General features: G+C 73.4%; 13 protein-coding genes. 2 read left to right on the top strand and 11 right to left on the bottom strand.

Features of this window, described 5'->3' with window-relative positions; translation table 11 throughout:
- Nucleotides 1–88 precede the first annotated feature (88 nt).
- The 6 genes from AB0B76_RS50640 to AB0B76_RS50615 all read right to left on the bottom strand — a co-directional run bounded on the left by AB0B76_RS50640 (nucleotide 89) and on the right by AB0B76_RS50615 (nucleotide 7,111).
- Nucleotides 89–1,714, bottom strand: coding sequence for an MFS transporter (locus AB0B76_RS50640; RefSeq protein ID WP_360390861.1), 1,626 nt, complete (start codon nucleotides 1,712–1,714; stop codon nucleotides 89–91).
- A gap of 75 nt (nucleotides 1,715–1,789) precedes the next feature.
- Nucleotides 1,790–2,416: a dTDP-4-dehydrorhamnose 3,5-epimerase gene (rfbC, locus tag AB0B76_RS50635; RefSeq protein ID WP_360390858.1), complete on the bottom strand. Its 627-nt coding sequence runs from the start codon at nucleotides 2,414–2,416 to the stop codon at nucleotides 1,790–1,792.
- A gap of 17 nt (nucleotides 2,417–2,433) precedes the next feature.
- Entirely contained in the window at nucleotides 2,434–3,543 is a 1,110-nt protein-coding gene (locus AB0B76_RS50630) for a DegT/DnrJ/EryC1/StrS family aminotransferase (protein ID WP_360390855.1), read from the bottom strand.
- A complete protein-coding gene (locus tag AB0B76_RS50625; RefSeq protein ID WP_360390852.1) occupies nucleotides 3,540–4,544 on the bottom strand; it encodes an NAD-dependent epimerase/dehydratase family protein in 1,005 nt (334 codons plus the stop codon). The genes AB0B76_RS50630 and AB0B76_RS50625 overlap by 4 nt, the downstream gene beginning before the upstream one ends.
- Nucleotides 4,541–5,929, bottom strand: coding sequence for an NDP-hexose 2,3-dehydratase family protein (locus tag AB0B76_RS50620; protein WP_360390849.1), 1,389 nt, complete (start codon nucleotides 5,927–5,929; stop codon nucleotides 4,541–4,543). The genes AB0B76_RS50625 and AB0B76_RS50620 overlap by 4 nt, the downstream gene beginning before the upstream one ends.
- Nucleotides 5,930–5,953: 24 nt before the next feature.
- Nucleotides 5,954–7,111: an epoxide hydrolase family protein gene (locus AB0B76_RS50615; protein WP_360390846.1), complete on the bottom strand. Its 1,158-nt coding sequence runs from the start codon at nucleotides 7,109–7,111 to the stop codon at nucleotides 5,954–5,956.
- Between the two features lie 242 nt (nucleotides 7,112–7,353).
- Here AB0B76_RS50615 and AB0B76_RS50610 point away from each other — a divergent pair, with 242 nt between their 5' ends.
- Nucleotides 7,354–8,040: an O-methyltransferase gene (locus tag AB0B76_RS50610; protein ID WP_360390843.1), complete on the top strand. Its 687-nt coding sequence runs from the start codon at nucleotides 7,354–7,356 to the stop codon at nucleotides 8,038–8,040.
- A gap of 43 nt (nucleotides 8,041–8,083) precedes the next feature.
- A complete protein-coding gene (locus AB0B76_RS50605) occupies nucleotides 8,084–9,487 on the top strand; it encodes a nucleotide disphospho-sugar-binding domain-containing protein (RefSeq protein WP_360390840.1) in 1,404 nt (467 codons plus the stop codon).
- Between the two features lie 62 nt (nucleotides 9,488–9,549).
- Here the strand turns inward: AB0B76_RS50605 and AB0B76_RS50600 are convergent, their stop codons facing one another.
- From AB0B76_RS50600 to AB0B76_RS50580, 5 genes are read right to left on the bottom strand one after another with little or no spacing between them, the layout of a single operon-like run.
- A complete protein-coding gene (locus AB0B76_RS50600) occupies nucleotides 9,550–10,905 on the bottom strand; it encodes a cytochrome P450 (RefSeq protein ID WP_360390837.1) in 1,356 nt (451 codons plus the stop codon).
- A complete protein-coding gene (locus tag AB0B76_RS50595; protein ID WP_360390834.1) occupies nucleotides 10,902–11,438 on the bottom strand; it encodes a flavin reductase family protein in 537 nt (178 codons plus the stop codon). Before AB0B76_RS50595 ends, AB0B76_RS50600 begins: the two co-directional genes overlap by 4 nt.
- Before the next feature lie 19 nt (nucleotides 11,439–11,457).
- The gene (locus AB0B76_RS50590; protein ID WP_360390831.1) at nucleotides 11,458–11,910 is read right to left on the bottom strand and encodes an acyl-CoA thioesterase; all 453 of its coding nucleotides are present in this window, start codon (nucleotides 11,908–11,910) and stop codon (nucleotides 11,458–11,460) included.
- Nucleotides 11,911–11,912: 2 nt separating this feature from the next.
- On the bottom strand, nucleotides 11,913–17,747 hold the full coding sequence (locus AB0B76_RS50585; protein ID WP_360390828.1) for a type I polyketide synthase: 5,835 nt from the start codon (nucleotides 17,745–17,747) through the stop codon (nucleotides 11,913–11,915).
- A 54-nt stretch (nucleotides 17,748–17,801) separates the two neighbouring features.
- Nucleotides 17,802–18,770 carry a DUF1702 family protein gene (locus AB0B76_RS50580; RefSeq protein ID WP_360390825.1) on the bottom strand — a complete coding sequence of 323 codons (969 nt, stop codon included), beginning with the start codon at nucleotides 18,768–18,770 and terminating at the stop codon, nucleotides 17,802–17,804.
- Nucleotides 18,771–18,830 lie beyond the last annotated feature (60 nt).

Raw genomic sequence — 18,830 nt, 5'->3', positions numbered from 1 at the left:
TGCTCCGTTCTCTTTCGGTGATGGTGGTACGACACAGATCTGGCCGCCCCCGGGGGTGGAGCGGCCAGGTCTGCGTTGCGGTGAGAGTTCAGTCGATGGCGGCCGAGGCCGGGGAGTCGTGCCCGGAAGGCTGCTTGCCGATGTTCGCCTTGGCCTCGGCGGCGGCCTTCGCCTCCTTCTCCTGCGCCCCGAACGGCCTGATGTGCCGCAGGGTCACCAGCGGCAGCAGCGCCAATGCCAGGAAGGCGATCGCGCCCACCACGGCGGCGGCGTTCATGCCGTTGTCGAAGGCGGAGCGGGCCGACTGCACGAGGGCCCCGGCCACGTCGGCCGGCTGGTTCTGGGCCACCGTCAGGGCACCGGCGACGGTCTCCGACGCGACCTCGCCCTCCGGGGTCCCGGCGAGCGGCGCCGGCACGCTGATCTCGCCCCGGTAGACGGCGGCACCGATGCTGCCCAGCAGCGCGATGCCCAGCGACAGGCCGAGCTCGCCCGCGGTCGACTGCAGCGCGGAGGCCGAGCCGGCCTTCTCCGGCGGCGAGGACGGCACGACGATCTGGCTGACCATCGGGCCCACCGGGGCCCCGCCGACGTAGACGATGACGGCGCCGATGATGAGCGTCGACAGGCCCGAGGCGGGCCCGATCTGGGTCAGCACCACCATCCCGATGGCGGCGATGACCGCGCCGACGCTGAGGATGTAGGCCGGCTTCACCACCTCCTGGGCCAGGCCCATGCTGATGAAGATGCCGAGCACCAGCGCGAGCGTCGGCACGAGCAGCCACAGGCCCGCGCTGAGCGGGGTCAGCCCGCGTACCAGCTGCAGGTGCTGGGTAATGAAGAAGCTCGCGCCGCCCTGGATGATCGCGGAGAGCAGGCCCAGCGCCAGCGCCCCGCTGACCGCGCGGATCGCGAACAGGCGCAGGTCCAGCAGCGGGCTGGCGAGGCTGCGCTGGCGCATCGCGAACAGCAGGCCGAACACGATGCCGGCGACCGAGACGAGCACCGGCGTGAGGTGCCAGCCGGTGCGGGCGACCTCCTTGAGCCCGTAGATGAACGGCAGGATCGCCGCGAGCGACAGCAGCACGCTGAGCGGGTCGATGCGGCCGGTGTCGGGGGCCTTCAGGTTGGGCAGCAGCGCCGGGCCCGCGATCAGCAGCAGCGCCATGACGGGCACCGCGATGAGGAAGACCGAGCCCCACCAGAACCAGTGCAGCAGCACGCCGCCGACGACCGGCCCGATGGCCGCGCCGCCGGTCAGTGCGGTCGCCCAGGCGGCGACGGCGACGCCGAGCTGCTTCGGGTTCTTGAACATGCCGTTGATCATCGCGAGCGTGCTCGGGAAGATCGTCGCGCCGGCGATGCCCATCAGCGCCCGGACCACGATCAGCATCTCGGCGCTGTTGGCGTAGGCCGCGACGACCGACAGCACGGCGAACGCGGAGGCGCCGACGAGCAGCACCAGGCGCCGGCCGACGCGGTCGCCGAGCGTGCCCATCGTGACCAGGAAGCCCGCGATGAGGAAGCCGTAGACGTCGCTGATCCACAGCTGCTGGGTGGCGTTGGCACCGAGATCAACCGTGATCTTGGGCAGGGCCAGGAACAGCACGGTCAGGTCGATCATCGCCAGCATCGACGGCACGATCAGCACCGCCAGCCCCAGCCATTCGCGCCGGCCCGCCCGCACGCCCGGCTCGACAGCTTCAGTTTCCATGACCCTCTCCTCGTTTTCGTACCACGTTCCGGCTGCATGTCTTGAGACGGCCGTTCGCCGGAAAACTCATCGGCGCTACGCGGGCACCGCGACGTCGAGCGGGGGCATCAGGGCCGCCTCGATCCGCCGGCACTCCTCGTAGCGCGGCAGCAGGCCCTGCGCGCGCGCCTCGGCCAGGGTGATGGCGACCCGGTCGCGGTCGGACAGCAGCGGCTCGACGTCGTCGGGGATCGGCAGCGCCAGCGCGGGGTCCAGGGCCCGCAGGGCCAGCTCCTGCTCGGCCACGTAGGAGCCCGAGAGCATGTAGGACATCACCGTGTCGTCGGCGAGGGCGACGAACGCGTGGCCGACGCCGACGGGGAAGTACATGCAGCGGAAGTCGGCCTGGTCCAGCAGCACGGCGTCCACCGCGCCGTAGGTGGGCGAGCCCACCCGGATGTCCACCACGATGTCCAGCGCGGCGCCGCGGGCGCAGTAGACGTACTTGGCGGTGCCGGGCGGGGTGGTCGTGTAGTGCACGCCGCGCACCACGCCCCGGGACGAGCGGCTGTGGTTGGTCTGGGCGACCGGGAACAGCCGCCGCCCGGTGGCCGCTGCGAACGCCTCCTCCTGGAAGGGCGAGACGAACAGGCCGCGGGCGTCCTCGAACACCCGCGGGGTGAGCTCCAGTGCCCCTTCTACGGCCAGCTTGCGAACCTTCACGTGGACCTCCGGCTTTCTCAGACGGTTTCGAGCACCCGGCGGAGCGAGTCGATGACCTTGTCCTGCAGGTCGAGGGAGAGCGAGGGGTACATGGGCAGCGAGAAGATCTGCCCGGCCAGCCGCTCGGTGACGGGCAGGTCGCCCTGGCCGTGGCCGAGGCGCGCGAACCCGGTCATCGTGTGCACCGGCCACGGGTAGCTGATGTTGAGCTCGATGCCGTAGGCCTTGAGCCGCTCGATGATCTCGTCGCGGCGCGGGTGGCGCACGACGTAGACGTAGTGGGCGTGCTCGTTGCCGGGGTTCACCCGCGGCAGCACGAGCTCGGTGTCGCCCAGGCCCTCGGCGTAGCGCGCGGCGACGGCCCGCCGGGCGGCGACGTACCCGTCGAGGCGGCCGAGCTTGCGGCGCAGGATCTCGGCCTGGACCTCGTCGAGGCGGCTGTTGTGCCCCGGCGTCTCCACGACGTAGTAGCGCTCCGCCATGCCGTAGAAGCGCAGCCGGCGCAGGCGCTGGTCGGTCTGCGCGCTGGAGGTGACGACGGCGCCGCCGTCGCCGTAGGCGCCGAGCACCTTGGTCGGGTAGAACGAGAACGCGGCGGCGTCGCCCATGCTGCCGGCGAGCCGGCCGTGGTGGCGGGCCCCGTGCGCCTGCGCGCAGTCCTCGAACAGGGCCAGGCCGCGCCGGTCGGCGATCTCCCGCAGCGGGGCCATGTCGGCGCACTGGCCGTACAGGTGCACCGGCAGGAGGCACTTGGTGCGCCCGGTGACGGCCGCCTCGACCTGGCCGACGTCGATGAGGTAGTCCTCCTCGCGGACGTCGACGAAGACCGGCGTGGCGCCCAGCGCGTCGATGGCGACGACGGTCGGCGCCGCGGTGTTGGACACGGTGATGACCTCGTCGCCCGGGCCGATGCCGAGCGCCTGCAGTCCGAGCTTGATGGCGTTGGTGCCGTTGTCGACGCCGACGCAGTGCGGCAGGCCGTGGTAGGCGGCGAACTCCTCCTCGAAGCTCTGTACGCTCGGGCCGAGCACGAGCTGGCCGGAGCGGAACACGCTGTCGACGGCATCGAGGACGTCGGCCCTTTCGGCCTCGTATTCGGCGGTGTAGTTCCAGACGCGGATGGTCACGCAAGCACTCCGTTTCGGGCAGCACGGTCACGGTCGGCGAAGAGCGCGGCGGCGGTGCGGCTGATGCCCTCGGCCAGCGTCACGCGCGGAAACCAGCCGGCGGCCGCGCTGAACGGGACGGGGTCGACGCGCACGCTGCGCAGGTCGGTGGCGGTGGCGTGGGCGGGTGGCGGGACGGCGACCACCGGGACGGGCGCGGCCCCGCTGACGGCGGCGACCGCGCCGGACACCAGGTGCAGCGCGTCGCGCAGGGAGCTCGGCGCGCCGGTGCCGAGCAGCCAGTGGCGGCCGCTGAGCCGGTCGGCCCCGTCGATCGCGGCCAGGAACGCCCGCACGGTGTCCTCGACGTGGACGAACTCGCGCATGACGCGGCCGTCGCCCCACATGGTCAGCGGCGCGCCGTCGAGGGCGCGGCGGATCATCGCGGCAATGACGCCGACGTCCGGCGCGGCGGCGGCCGGGCCCTGCCCGTAGATGGTCGGCAGGCGCAGGCTGACCCCGCGCAGCACGCCGGCGGCGGTCGCGGCCAGCAGCAGCCGCTCGGCCTCGAGCTTCTGCGCGTCGTACGGCGTCTGCGGCCGGTCGGGCTCGGAGCCGTCCAGGGGCCGCTCCGGGGGGACCCCGACCTGCGACACCGTGCCGGCGAACACGCACACCGCCGGCGAGTGGCGGCCCGAGGACCGGCGGCCGCGCAGAGCCGCCACGATGGCCGCGGTCGTGCCGGTGTTGACCAGCTCGCTGCGCGGGTCGGTGCCGGCCCGGCGCCAGTCGCCGTCGTGCTTGAGCAGGTTCACCACGACGTCGGCGCCGGCCACCGCCGCGGCCACCACGCCCGGGTCGGCGACGTCGGCCCGGCGGACCTCGACGTCGGCCCGGGCGTCCGCGGGCACGGGAGCGGGGCGGCGGGACAGCACGCGCAGCCGCACCGGCCGGGCGCTGACGGCGGCGGTGAACGCGCTGCCGAGGAAGCCGGAGCCGCCCAGTACGGTCACGGTGGTCACCGGGCACGCTCCGCCGGGGCCAGCCGCTCGACCGCGCGCAGGCACGCCAGGAGGCTGCGGGCCTGGACGTTGACGTAGTTGCTGTGCCACAGCAGCCCGGCCAGCTGCCTCGGGGTCATCCACCGGAACTCCGGGTGCACCAGCTCGTCGCCGGTCTCGATGACGAGGTGGCGGCTGCGGGTGTGGTAGAAGCGGCCGCCCTCCTCGGACTGCAGCACGTCGTAGCGGATCGCCGCGGGGTCGGCCCGCAGCACGTCGTCGAGGAACGGCGGCCACTTCGAGCGCGGCAGGTCGCGGTAGCTGTCCGGGATGCACTGCACCGTCGGCGCGAGCTCCACCCGGTCGGCGTAGCCGGCCTCCACGCGCGCGTTGGCCAGCACGTGCGGTACACCGTCGAAGCGCGTCATGAGGAAGGCCACGACCCCCTCGCCGCGGGCGGCGAACATGGGCTGGTCCCAGCGCCCGACCTCGCGGCCGCACGCCTCCACCCGCACCCCGATGACGTCGAAAAAGCGCTCCGGGACGTGGGAGATCCGGGCGTCGTCGCAGCGCCACTCCCCCAGGTCCCCGAGTCGTACCTGGCGCAGGTCCACACTGGTCAGGCTGCGCCGCTCAGTGATCCAGCTCAGCAGCTCGGCGGTGGAATGCCGGCTGTCCTGCGCGTCGCCGGAGCGGTCCGCCCACTCCTCGAACGGCATGCAGGACAGCACCGAGCGGGCGTCCATGTTCACCACGTCGTCGAGGGCGAGCAGCTCGTGCAGCTGCGCGATGGTGAGCCAGTGGAAGCCCTCGCGGGCCTCCACCGGCCCGGTCACCTCGATGATCATGTTGCGGTTCAGCTTGCGCAGGAACCAGGCGCCCTGCTCCGACTGGCGCGCGTCGAGGATGACGCGGTGCTGCGACCGGTCGCGGAAGTAGTCCAGGTACGGGGTGGGGTTGCCGCCGTGCACCCGCGTGTAGTTGCTGCGGGTCGCCTGGACCGTCGGGGACACCTGGATGCCGTTGCAGTTGCCCGGCTCCGACTTCAGCTGCATGAGGCAGTGCAGGACCCCGTCGAACTCCTTCATGAGGATGCCGAGGATGCCGATCTCGGGCTGGTTGATGATCGGCTGGTCCCAGTGCGGTACCGCGCCGGTCGGGATGTGCACGTCGAGACCCTGCACGGTGAAGAACTTGCCGCTGGCGTGCCGGATGACCCCGGCCTCGGCGTCGGTGTGCCACAGCGCGAGGTCGCCCAGCGGCACGTGGGCGGTGTTGGTGTACGTGTGCTCGCGCGCCTGCGCCATGCGCCGCAGGAAGGTCTCGACGTCGTCGAAGGCGTGCCGGTCCGACAGCGCCGAGTAGGTGAGTCGGGCCGGGGTCGACGCTTCGTGGTCGGTACTCATCGCTGACTCCCTCGGAAGCGGGGCTCAGTGCACCCGGCGGGCGAACTCGCGGATGTCGGCCACGAACAGCTCGGGCTGCTCCAGGGCGGCGAAGTGGCCGCCCTTGTCGAACTCGCTCCACTGCACGATGTTGGGCAGGTCGCGGTCGGCCAGCCGGCGAACCGGCAGCAGGATGTCGTGCGGGAACACGGCCACGCCGACGGGCACCGTCACCGGCGGGGGCAGCGCGCCGCCGGCCGCACCGATGCGGCGCAGGCCCTCGGCGTCCTCGAAGTAGAGCATCGCCGACGAGCCGGCCGTCGCGGTGAACCAGTAGGTCGAGACGATGGCGAGCATCCGGTCACGGTCGACGGCGTCCTCGGGGACCTTCTCGGAGTCGGTCCACTCACGGAACTTCTCCACGATCCAGGCCAGCTGGCCGACGGGCGAGTCGGTGAGCGCGTACGACAGGGTCAGCGGCCGCGTCGACTGCAGCTTCATGTACGCGGACAGCTCCGTGTCGAACCGGGACAGCTGCCCCAGCCGGGCCAGGTCGGCCTCGCCGAGCCCGGCGAGCTCGGCCGGATCGCCGGACGGGAACGTCATCAGCATGTTGACGTGGACGCCGGCCACGTGCTCGGCGTCGGCGCGCCCGATGCCCAGCGAGATGACCGAGCCCGCGTCGCCGCCCTGGGCGATGTACCGGTCGTAGCCGAGCCGGCGCATCAGCTCGGCCCACGCGGCCGCCACCCGGGCCGTGCCCCAGCCGGTGCCGCCGGTCGGGGTGGAGAAGCCGAACCCGGGGATCGACGGTATGACGAGGTGGAACGCGTCGGCCGGGTCGCCGCCGTAGGTGCCCGGGTCGGTCAGCGGCCCGATCACGTCGAGGAACTCCGCGACCGAGCCGGGCCAGCCGTGGGTCAGCAGCAGCGGCCGGGCTCCCGCGTGGGGCGAGCGGACGTGCAGGAAGTGCACGTCGGCGCCGTCGATCTCGGTGACGTACTGCTCGTAGGAGTTGAGCCGGGCCTCGGCCGCGCGCCAGTCGAAACCGGTGCGCCAGTACTCGGCCAGCTCGCGGAGGTAGGTCAGCGGCACCCCGCGCTCCCAGCCGGTGTCCGGCTGGGCCGGCCATCGGGTGTCGGCGAGCCGGCGGTGCAGGTCGTCCAGCTGGGTCTGCGGCACATCGATGCGGAACCGGCGCATGGCTTCCCCAATTCGTAGCACGGAGGTCGGATTGCTCTCCTGGCGACGATCTCCGGTCGCACCGATCCCGCGCATCTCTGGTGTTGCGCAGTCAGCGCATATACGCAATCCGCCTCGTGCGCACGTCAGCGGGGGCGACGCCGCACTTCAGAGGATGCGACGCCGGTCGATCCCCCGCGACGATGGCAGCGCCGGCGCGCGTGCCGTGCCGTGGTGAGTTCGTCGAGGCCAGGGAGGGCTTGATGGGAACCCCGGGATTCGCCGAGGTCAAGCATGTGCCGGTCAACCAGGCGATGCGGGACTATCTGGTCAGGTCGTGCTCCCCGCCCGACCCGGCGGTGCGCGGCCTGGCCGAGAGCACCGCAAACGTGGGCGACGCGGCCGGCATGGCCGTGCCGCTGGAGCAGGTGGCGCTGCTGACCGTGCTGACGAAGCTGGTGTCCGCCCGCTGTGCGGTGGACGTCGGTACCTTCACCGGCCTCTCCGCCCTCGCCATGGCCCGCGGGCTGGTCCCCGGCGGCCGGGTGATCAGCTGCGACGTGACCGACGGCTGGATCGGCCTGGCCCGGGAGCACTGGCGCCACGCCGGGGTCGACGACCGGATCGACTTCCGCCTCGGGCCCGCGGGCCGCACGCTGCGCACCCTGGAGGCGGCATCGGCCGACATCGTCTTCGTCGACGCCGACAAGATGAACTACCCGACCTACCTCGAGCTCGCCGTGCCGGTGCTGCGCCCCGGCGGCCTGCTGCTGGCCGACAACGTCCTGCTCGACGGCTACGTCCTCGACCCGGAGCTGGCCGACGCCGGCCTGGCCCGGCGCAGCGCCCAGGCGTTGCGCACGTTCAACGCGACGCTCGCGGCCGACGAGCGGCTGGAGACGGTGATGCTGCCGATCGCCGACGGCCTCACGATCGCCCGCAAACACTAGCCACCCCGACCAACGCCACCCCGACCAACCGACGGAGACGCCGATGCGAGTCCTGTTCACCACGTACCCTTCGGTCGCGCACCTCCTGCCGATCGTCCCCCTGGCGTGGGCGTTCCAGAGCGCGGGCCACGAGGTGCGGATCGCCTCGCACTACTCGATCACCGACAACATCACCGCGGCCGGGCTGACCGCGGTGGCGCTCGGCGAACCGCAGTCCACCGAGGCCCGCAACCGCGAGGACGCGCCCACGCCGCGCGATCCCGAGCTGGTCCTCGCCTACGCCGAGGCGCTCGGCCTGAACGAGGAGGAGCTCGAGCACTGGATCACCTTCTTCCAGTACATGCTCATCCCCGCGGCCGACTACGTGCGCCCCGACCTGCCCGAGGCCGGCGACCTGATCGCCTTCGCCCAGGCCTGGAAGCCCGACCTGGTGCTGTGGGACCCGACGTTCTCCTCGGCCCCGTTCGCGGCCCGGCTGTCCGGCGCCGCGCACGGCCGGCTGCTGTTCGGCACCGACTGCTTCGCGTGGAGCCTGCAGCGCCTCGCCGCCCGGCGCGAGCAGGTGCGCGCGGCCGGCCTGCCGGAGAACCCGCTCGCCGACCTGCTGCGCCCGCTCGCCGAGCGCCACGGCGTCGAGATCGACGACGAGCTGCTGCTGGGGCAGTGGACCGTCGACCCGACCCCGCCCGGGTACGGCCCGCCGACCACCGTCACCACGATCCACGTGCGCCACGTCCCGTACAGCGGGGCCGAGCCGGCCCAGCCGTGGCTGCTGCACGAGCCGCAGGTGCCCCGGGTCGCGCTGTCGCTGGGCGAGTCGAACCGGCGGTTCATCCCCGGCGACTGGGACCGGCTGCCGAAGCTCATCGAGGCCGTCGACGGCCTCGGCGTGGAGGTCGTGGCGACCCTCAACGCGCTGCAGCTGCAGGGCATCGAGAAGCTCCCCGACAACGTGTGCGCGATCGAGTGGGTGCCGCTGACCCAGCTGCTGCCGACCTGCTCGGCGATCATCCACCACGGCGGGGTCGGCACGATGGCGGCGGCGCGGGCGTTGCGGGTACCGCAGATCTCGTGCGACACCGGCGAGTCGCTCCTGCTGCGGCAGGAGACGGCCGCGCCGGACGCCGTCGACACCGGCACCTACCAGGTCGGCCGGGAGTTCGGGGTGGCCGAGGCGGTCGAGGCGACGGCGCCGCGCTGGATCATGCCGGCGAAGAGCACCGAGGCGACCCCGGTCGCCAACTACCTGTCCCGCACCGGCGCCGGCGTCGCGCTCAACCACCGGGCGCTGAGCGTCGAGGAGATCGGCAAGCTCATCCTGCAGGTCGTCGAGCTTCCGCGGTTCCGCACCGGCGCCGCCGCGATCCACGAGTCGTGGCTGGCGACGCCGTCCCCGGCCGAGGTCGTCGGTACCCTCGTGGCGCTCGTCGGCAACCGCCGCGGCTGACCCGCGCAGGCAAATGCCCCCGGGAGGTACAACTCCCGGGGGCATTGCCGTGTGCGGGTGGCTCAGCGGGCCGGGCGGACCCGCATCGGCAGGCCGCCACGGACCCGCAGCGACAGCATCGGCTCCGGCCGGACCTCGTAGCCGGGCTCCTTCGTCAGCGTCAGCTCGCGCACGAGCAGCGCGGTCACGAAGGCGGCCTCCATCATGCCGAGGTGGTTGCCGACGCAGAAGCGGGGCCCGGCGCCGAACGGGATGTAGGCGTACCGCGGCCGGTCGTGGACCTTGTCCGGGTCGAACCGCTCGGGGTCGAAGCGCTCCGGGTCGGTCCAGAACGCGGGGTGGCGGTGCAGTGTGAACGGGCAGATGAGCAGGTCCGCGCCGGCCGGCACCCGGTAGCCGCCGACCTCGTCCTCGGCGAGGGACTTGCGGGGCAGGATCCACACCGGCGGGAACAGCCGCATGACCTCCTCGATCACCATCGCGGTGTACCGCAGCCGGGTCAGGTCGTCGTAGGTGGGCAGCCGGTCGCCGAGCACCGACAGCGCCTCCTCGCGCAGCCGCTCGCGCACCTCCGGGTGCCGGTCGATGAGGTACAGCGTCCAGCTCAGCGTGCTCGCCGTGGTCTCGTGCCCGGCCAGCAGCAGCGTCACCAGCTCGTCGCGCAGCCGCTGCCGGCCGATGCCCGGGTCCTCCTCCTGGCCGGCGGACACGATGAGCCGCGACAGCACGTCGTCGCGCTCGACCGAGCGGGCGGTCCGCTGCGCGACCAGGTCGTCGACGATGCCCTGCAGGTCGCGGCGGGCCCGGCGGAACCGCAGCTGCCGGGGCAGCGGGATCCAGGTGGGCACCGCGCTCAGCGACGCGAGCTCGAACATCGCCTGGTCCTGCACGGCCGCGAAGTCGCCGCCGATGGAGTCGTACGCGCCCAGGTCGACGTCGAGCAAGGTCCGGCCGAGCACCCCGAGGGTGAGCCCGGTCATCTCCTGCAGGACGTCGACCGGGGCGTCGCCGTGGGCGCGGAGGCGGGCGACCAGCGCGGCGCCCTCCTCCGCGATCACCGAGGCCTGGGCCGCGATCCGCCGGCTCTGGAACGCCGGCTGGATCACCTTGCGCTGCTTGCGCCACAGCTCGCCCTCGCTGGTGAGCAGCCCGTCGCCGAGGGCGCGGCGGGCGTGCACCAGGCCGATGCCCTTGTGGTAGTTGACGGCGTTGTCGGCCAGCACGTGCTTGGCGTGGTCGGGGTGGTTGAAGAAGTACAGACTCTTGGGGCCCACCGGCAGCCGGGACGCGTCGCCGTAGCGCGCGGCGGCGTCGGTCATCATGCCGAGCCGGTCCCGGCCCATCACCATGAGCATGCGGATGGAGGAGGCCTTCGAGGGCCCCGGCGGTGTGCGGCCGGGCGCTTTCACCATTGTCATGTCGTCACCTCGGTCCGGGCCCCGGTCACGTTGCGGAACTCGCCGCCGACGAAGACCAGGGCATCGTCGCCGGCCTGCCGGTACAACCGCACCGGCCGGCCCAGGAAGATGGTGTGGTCGCCGCCGTCGTAGGCCCGCCACATCTCGCATTCGAAGTGCGCGAGCGCGCCGCCGATGAGCGGCGCGCCGGTGCACTCGCCCGGCCGCCAGTCCACGATGTCGAACTGCTGGCGGCCCAGGGGCCGGCGGCGGTCGGCGAAGTACCGCGCCACCGGCTCCTGGTCGGAGGCCAGCACCGACACCGCGAACGCGCCGGCGGCGGCGAGGGCGTCGTGCATGATCGCGTCGCGTTTGACGCAGATCAGCACCAGGGGCGGGTCGAGCGAGACCGTCGTGAACGAGTTCGCGGTCATCCCGTGCGGGGTGACCCCACCGACGGTGACGACCGTGACCCCGGTCGCGAACGCCGCGAAGGCCCGCCGCAGCGCGGCCGGGTCGAAGACCGTGCCGTTCGGCTGGGGCTGGACGTTCATGCTGACCTCCTGTGCATCGCTAGGGCCGGTACCCGGCGCGCGCGTCGACGGCGTAGGGCTCGAGCGCGCGCTGCAGCGCGTCGGGCACCCGGGCCGGCACCGTGCGGGTGTTGGGCCCCCGCATGCACGCCACTCGTTGGGACCCCCGGGCGACGAGCGTCTCGCCGCCGCCCGGGTTGAGCCGCACGTAGTCGAACCCGAACTCCAGCTGCGTCTGGGCCAGCTCCACCAGCCGCATCCGGATGGAGAGGTCGTCGAAGGCCGTGATCTCGGCGAAGAACTCGCAGTCGACCCGCAGCGTGAAGAGCTTGAGGTCGGCCTGCAGGTCCGCGAGCACGTCCGGGGCGTGCCGCTTGAGGAACATCTCCCGGCAGCGGCCCTGCCAGCGCAGGTAGTTGACGTAGTACACGTTGCCGACGATGTTCGTCTCTTCGAAGCCGACGGTGTGCAGGATCTCGAAGTACTTGTCCACGCTCACCGCTCCCCTTCGGCCGGCACCGCGCTCAGCACGGCGAACACGGCCGGGCGGGCCACGTCGCGCAGGCTCGTCACGAACGTCGCGACGCAGGCCTCGCCGGCCTTGAGCACGACCCACCCGTCGCGGGCCGCGGGCTGCAGGGTGAGCGGGCCCCGCGGCGGCAGCCCGGCCTTCTGCAGGCACTCGATCGCCGACCAGACCCGCGTGCCGGCGGTGTCGAGGCTGTCGCCGGTCGTCGCGCAGATGAGCCGGGCCAGTTCGGCGTGCGTGCCGAGCAGGCCCTCCCAGGTCTGTTCGGTGCGCTCCTCGACCTGCTCGACGTCGCAGCCGAGCAGCCCCGGCGCGGCGACGAACAGCGTGACCCCGGCGCCGTGCGCGGCCGAGACCGTGCGGTCCCCGGCCACCTCGGGCCGGCCGTCGGGCCGGTAGGTCAGCTCGACCGGGCGGCCGAACGCCCGCCCGGCGGCCACCAGCGTCCGGGCCCGCCGCTGCGCGACGTGGTCGGCCCGCTTGTCGGCCGGGCCGTCCGGCTCGACCACCACGGCCACGCGGGCGCCGGTGAGGTCCCCGAGGGTGCGCTCCAGGTAGGGGCCGAGCAGCGGGGCGACCCACGGTCCGCGGCCGTCCTGCTTGCGCACGGCCCGCAGGCGCAGGCCCTCCCAGCGCTCGACCACCGCGCCGGTCTCGTTGCGCAGCGCGATGTCGTACACGTAGGTGTCGCCGTCGCGGCTGCGCTCGGTGGCGCAGTAGCGCAGCTCCCGGGCCGCGGAGAGCTTCTCCCCGCCGGGATGGATCCGCTCGACGCCGGCCGGCAGCAGGGTGGCGTCGGGGACGCAGACCTGGTTGCCGTGCATGAGCGCGTCGCGCACCCCGGGGTCGCCCAGCAGCAGCTCGTGCGGCACGAACGGGGCGAACCAGTCCACCGCCCCGACCGACTCGACGTCGACGTCGACGTGGCGGGCGGCGGCGCGGTGGTACCGGCGCAGCCGCTGGAACCGGCCGCCCTGGAACAGGGTGCCGCCGTAGAGGTCGCCGGGCGTGAGGGGCACCGGGGTCAGGCCGTCGGCGACCTGGTCCGGCGGGCCGTCCGGCACCGCGACGGCGCCGAGGCGCAGCCGGGCGGTGAAGTGATCGGCGGCGAACGCCGTCTCCTCGCTGCGGATGGCCGCCTCGATGGTGTCGTCGTCGGTCACCACGGCCGCGATGCGGATCGTGGTCCGGCCGTACGGCGGCACCACGATCGGGCGCAGGAACTCGGCCTGCTCGATCACCGGCACCGTGGCGACCCCGGTGACGGCGGCGGCCACCTGCGCCATCGCCTCCATCCCGAAGACCGCGGGGAACAGCAGGTTGCCGTCGAGGTGGTGGTCGGCGAGGTACCCGTCGACGCCGACGCTGAGCTCGGCCTCGGTGACCACCTCGACGCCGTGGTAGCGGATCAGCGGCCGCTCCACGAAGCGCAGCAGCGGCAGCTTCGGCAGGTGGTACCGGACCGTGTCGATGCCCTCGGTGCGCCCGCTGATGACCGTCACCGGCGGGGTCTGCGGGTCGGCGAGGAGCCGGCGCAGGATCGCCACGCCTTGGTCGGGGGTGACCGGCGTGACGCCGTCGCGGCTCAGGGACTCCACGACCGAGAGCCGCTCCCCCATGCCGACGCCCGACCACACCGACCACTCCAGGCACAGGCTGCGGCAGTTCGGGTACTGCCGGCCGAACTCGACGGTGAGATCGGCGAGCCACTCGTTGGCGGTGGCGTAGTGCGCCTCGCCCCGCAGGCCGGCCCGGCCGATGATGCTGCCGAGGGTGACCAGCAGCCGCAGCCGCTCGGGTTCGACGGCGTCGAGGACGGCGCGCAGGCCGTCGATCTTCGGCGCGAACGTGCTGCGCACCGCCGCCATGTCCAGGCTCGCCAGGCCGGCGGGCTCGTTGCGGCCGGCGCCGTGCAGCACGGCCGTGACCGGCCCGAGCTCACCGGTCAGCTCGTCGACCGCCCGCCGTACCGCGGCGGCGTCCGTGACGTCGGCCCGGGCGTAGCGCACCGTCACCCCGGCCGCGGCGATGCGGGCGAGGTTGGCCGAGAGCTCCGCGTCCGCGGCCGGGTCCGAGCGGCCCAGCAGCGCCAGGCGGGCCCCGCTGTCGGTCGCCATCGCCAGGGCGCACTCGGCGGTGATGCCCTTGCCGCCCCCGGTCACCAGCAGCACGTCGCCGGCGCCGAGCGCCGCCTGGCTGTGGCTGGGCCGGACCGGCATCGCGCGCAGCGTCGGCACCAGGCGGCGGTCGCCGTCGTAGTGGACCTCGGCGTAGGTCGCGGTCGCGCCGACCTCGGCGACGACCTTGTCGATCGCGCCCGGCCCGACCGGCAGGTGCACGATCGTCGTGCGCAGCTGCGGCGCCTCGAGGCGCAGCGTCTTGCCCAGCCCGGCCGCGCCGCGCCCGTGCTGGACGAGCACGAAGCGGGTCCCGTCGGGCGCGCCCAGCACCGACTTCGCGCCGTGCAAGGCGTAGCGCAGGTCCTCCTCGGCGCAGTCCGGCGGCAGGCAGACCAGGACGCCGTTGCCGAGCCGGGCGTTGGTCAGCGCCTGGCGCAGCTCCTCGGCGAGCGGGTGCTCGCTCGGGGCGTACACCTGCCAGCGGCCGACGGCCTCCGGCGCGACCCGCGCCGGCACCGGCTCCTCGTCGAGGTCCAGCCGCCAGGGCCGGGCCCAGGCGGCGGCGCCGGCGACGACGGGCGTCCCGGCCCCGGCCGTCGCGTCGGCGGCCGTGCGGGCCACCGACTCCAGCGCCTCGGCCAGCTCCCGGACGGTCGCGGTGGCGAAGTTGGTGGGCAGGTGGGCCGCGGGCGCCTGCAGCTGCTGCGCAGCCTGGTTGACGACCTGCCCGACGGTGATCGAGCTCAGGTGCAGGTCGTCGAGGAGCCGGCTGTCGCTGCTCACCAGCTCGAGCGGCAGTTCCGCCCGCTCGGCCGCGAGCCGGCGCAGCAGGTCTTCGGCGGACTCCCGGGGTGCGTCCTCGGCCACCTGGCCTGCCGGGGTGTCCGGACTGGTCATTGTGGCCGAGGACGGGCTCGGGGCCGGTTGCGCCGGCGCCGTGCTGCGGCGACTGGACGGCAGGGTCGAGACCGGCGCGGCCTCGCAGGGGCTGGCGAAGAACTTCATCTCCGCGCCGACCTGCAGCGGCCGGACGAGCCGGCCGTGGAACAGCGCCACGTCGACGCGTGCCCCGCCCATGGTGTAGGCGGCGCCGACGACCCGCAGCAGGCTCTCGATCGACTCGTCGTCGGTCTCCAGGGAGACGGTGGGCACCTCCGTCGACGCGCCGGCGAGCGAGCCGAGCACCCGGCCCGGGCCGACCTCGATGAACAGGTCGACGTTCTTCGCGGCCAGCGCGACGGCCTGGCTGAACAGCACCGGGTCGGTGATCTGGCGGTGCAGCAGGGCGACGATGTCGGTGTCGGGGGCCAGCACGTCGCCGGTGACGGTGGAGACGACCCGGCGGGACACCGGCCCGAACGCCTCACCGGCGAGCGCCTCCGCGAACGCCGCCGCGGCCGGGGCGACCAGCGGGGAGTGGAACGCGTGCGACACCGGCAGCCGGGTGGCCTGCAGCCCGGCCACACGGGCCGACTCGCAGGCGGCCAGCACCGCGTCGACCGTGCCGGCGATGACCGTCTGGCTGGGCCCGTTGTAGCCGGCGATCACGACCGGCAGGTCCTTGAACAGCGTCGCCACGATGTCGGGGCCGGCGCTGACGCCGGCCATGGTGCCGGACGCGCTGTGCGCGGCCATCGTGCGGCCCCGGACGCCGGCGACGCGCAGCAGGGTCTCCTCGTCGAGCGCGCCGGCCCACTGCAGGGCCGAGATCTCGCCGAGGCTGTGCCCGACCGCGACGGACGCCTCGATGCCGAGAGTGCCGAGCACCCGCAGCCCGGCGATCGAGCCGGTCACGATGCGCGGCTGGGCCACCTCGGTCGCCACCACGTCGGCGCCGGTCGGCAGCGCGGCGCCCACGTACGCCTCCTCGGCCTCGGCGAACCGGCGGCGCAGCGCGCCCCCGCTCACGCCCCGCCCGGAACCCTGCCCGGGGAAGAGGAAGCCGATCCGGCGCGGCCCGCCGGCGTGGCCGAGCAGGCACCGGCCGTCGGCCGAGAGCATCGTCGTCTCGCCGGACCCGGCGGCGTCGCGGATGCGCGTCAGGCGCGCCACCGCGTCCTCCGGCGAGGAGACCACGGCCGCGGCCCGGAACGGCAGGTCGCGCAGCTCGCGGTGCAGCGTCGCGGCCAGGTCGGCGAGCTGGGCGTAGGCGAGCCCGGCCACGAACCCGATCAGCCGGTCGAGCCGCTCGACCAGCTCGCCCGGCGACGCGGCGTCGACGAGCAGCAGCTCCGCGTCCTGCACCGACGCGGCGAGCGCGCGCGTGCGGGTGTCGAAGGTGGTACGCCGGCGGGGCCGGGCGCTGGCCAGCGCGACGTGCGTGTTGATGCCGCCGAAGCCCATCGCGGTGACGCCCGCCCGCACCGGCACGTCGGCCGGCCAGGGCTCGGCCTTGCGCAGGGTGCGCAGGTTCGGCGCGTCCCGGGTGAGTACCTCGTGCGGGTCGACGCTGCCGACGCTCGGCGGCAGCACCTCGTGGTGCACGGCCATCGCGGCCTTGATGAGGCCGGCCACGCCGGCGGCCGCCTTGGTGTGCCCGATCATGCCCTTGATGGATCCGATCGGCACCGGGCGGTCGCCGCCGGCCGCGTTGAGCGCCTCGGAGAGCGCGGTGAGCTCGGTGGCGTCGCCGACCTTGGTACCGGTGCCGTGGCCCTCGAAGAGCCCCACGGTGTCGATGCCGTAGCCGGAGCGCTCGTACGCACGGCGCAGCGCGAGCTGGTATCCCCGGATCTCCGGGCGCGTCATCCCGCCCTTGCCGTCCGAGGAGATGCCCCACCCGGCCACGGACGCGTAGATGCGGTGCCCGGCCTTGGCCGCCTCCGGCTCGCGCATCAGCACCACCATGCCGCAGCCCTCGCCGGGCCAGAAGCCGTTGGAGGCGCGGTCGTAGACCCGCATCTCGCCGGTGGCGAGCGCGCCGGTCTTGGCGAAGCCGATGATCTCGAACGGGTCGATGGACAGGTCGACGCCGCCGGCGACCGCGACGTCGACGTCGCCGTCGAGCAGCGCCTTGCACGCCGTGGCCACCGACAGCAGCGACGAGGAGCACGCGCCGTCGACGGTGTAGCCGCCGCCCTTGAGGTCGAAGTGGTTGCAGATCCGCCCGGCGATGGTGTTGGACAGCGCCCCCGCGAGCGTGTCCTCGTCGATCTCCGGGAACGGGCTCTTGAACGTCGCCTCGAAGTCGTCGAGGAACGTGCCGAGCTGGTCGTCGTCCCAGTCCTGCTCCTTGAGCGCGGCGGCCACCATGCGCCGCACGAACGGCCAGCGCAGCCGCAGCTGGTTGGCGCGGGAGAACTCGCCGGTGAGGGTGTTGCCGACGACGACGCCGGTACGCTCGCGGGGCAGCCCCTCACCCATCGGGAACCCGGCGTCGGCGAGGGCCATCGCAGCCACGTCCAGCGCCAGCCAGTGCGTCATGTCGGTGGAGCGGAACGTGCTCCCGGCGATCTTGTAGGCGATCCGGTCGAACTCGTACCCCTCGATGACGGCGGCGTTGCGGGCGTAGAAGCGGTCCGGGGTCTTCGGGTCCGCCGCCCAGTAGTCGTCCAGCCGCATGCGCACGTCCGGCAGGCGGCGGAACGCGCGCCGCCCGGCCACCGCGTTCTCCCACAGCTCCCGCGGCGACGTGGCGTCCGGATACCGGCATGCCATGCCCACCACAGCGATTTTCGTCATGCTGAAACACCCTCTCCTCCCGCGGCCACCACACCGCGCAGTACGTGGCTCGCGTCAGCGGCCGACGGGTACGAACGCGTCCCTGATTCGCTGCCGCCAGACCTCGTAGTCGGCGATGTCGGCGCGCCCGGGCAGCTGGACCCGCGTCTCGTCGGTCACCCTCGCGGCCTCCGCGGGCGACATGCCGCAGAACACCTTGGTCGCGACTTCGTTGTGCGGCACCAGCAGATCGGCCCGCAGCCGGGCGGCGGCCGCGAAGGCCGACCCCTGCGCGATGTCGGCCGCGTGCGCCCCGGCCGCATCGCGGAACCACTCCAGCTCCGCGGCGTCGGCGCCGCCGGCGTAGGTGGCCGCGAGGCCGGCGCCGGAGTACAGGTCGGCCCGCCGGTGCGGCGCGAACTTCGCGAACAGCTCCACCACGCGCCGCGGCTCGGTGCCGGCCACGAACCACGTCGCCCGGCCGACGCCCTGGTCGACGACGCGGTTGGCGTAGTCGCCGGGTCCGCCGCCGGGCCAGGTGAAGCGGTCGTCGCGGTACTGCTCGTACACGTAGCGGCGGGTCCGGAAGTAGGCCTGATGGAACCCGTAGCCGTCCAGCACCAGCCAGCGCAGCAGCGGGTCGGGCATGTGCAGCGTCGACCACCGCAGTTTCGGCACCCGGGCCATCGCCCAGCCGACCCCGACGTAGGCCATGTAGACGTGCCGGTCGGCGCGGCCCCGCAGGAACTGCTCGACGTGGTCGCGGCGGCCCAGTGGCAGCCCGTCGCGGACCGCGTAGCCCATCGCCGCGCCCTCGTAGGCGAAGCCGCGGAACTCGGCGTCCACCCGCTCCAGCCCGGTCTCGGCGTCGAGCGGCCGCCCGGCCTCCGCCGCCAGCGCATAACCGCGCAGAAATGACTCACCGACCGTTTCCAGCCGGTGCCGCGCTTCCGGGCTCTTCACGTGAAAGCCCCGGACCTCGAGTTTGGTCTCCGACACGTTGGGTGTCAGAACACGACGCCTCAGCGATCGCCAATAGCTCATTACGCCCCCTGGTCGAGGAAGTCATAACCATCATCATTGGCATCGATGGAATCGTCTTCT

This window comes from Dactylosporangium sp. NPDC049140 (assembly GCF_040648435.1).
The sequence above is the reverse complement of the archived record's forward strand: the minus strand, read 5'-3'. Positions and strand labels throughout refer to the sequence as shown.

What these genes read in the sequence shown, in the direction of transcription:
- AB0B76_RS50640 (WP_360390861.1), bottom strand. Translation starts at nt 1,714, where the DNA reads ATGGAAACTGAAGCTGTCGAGCCGGGCGTGCGGGCGGGCCGGCGCGAA.
- AB0B76_RS50620 (WP_360390849.1), bottom strand. Translation starts at nt 5,929, where the DNA reads ATGAGTACCGACCACGAAGCGTCGACCCCGGCCCGACTCACCTACTCG.
- AB0B76_RS50615 (WP_360390846.1), bottom strand. Translation starts at nt 7,111, where the DNA reads ATGCGCCGGTTCCGCATCGATGTGCCGCAGACCCAGCTGGACGACCTG.
- AB0B76_RS50610 (WP_360390843.1), top strand. Translation starts at nt 7,354, where the DNA reads ATGGGAACCCCGGGATTCGCCGAGGTCAAGCATGTGCCGGTCAACCAG.
- AB0B76_RS50605 (WP_360390840.1), top strand. Translation starts at nt 8,084, where the DNA reads ATGCGAGTCCTGTTCACCACGTACCCTTCGGTCGCGCACCTCCTGCCG.
- AB0B76_RS50600 (WP_360390837.1), bottom strand. Translation starts at nt 10,905, where the DNA reads ATGACAATGGTGAAAGCGCCCGGCCGCACACCGCCGGGGCCCTCGAAG.
- AB0B76_RS50595 (WP_360390834.1), bottom strand. Translation starts at nt 11,438, where the DNA reads ATGAACGTCCAGCCCCAGCCGAACGGCACGGTCTTCGACCCGGCCGCG.
- AB0B76_RS50585 (WP_360390828.1), bottom strand. Translation starts at nt 17,747, where the DNA reads ATGACGAAAATCGCTGTGGTGGGCATGGCATGCCGGTATCCGGACGCC.
- AB0B76_RS50580 (WP_360390825.1), bottom strand. Translation starts at nt 18,770, where the DNA reads ATGAGCTATTGGCGATCGCTGAGGCGTCGTGTTCTGACACCCAACGTG.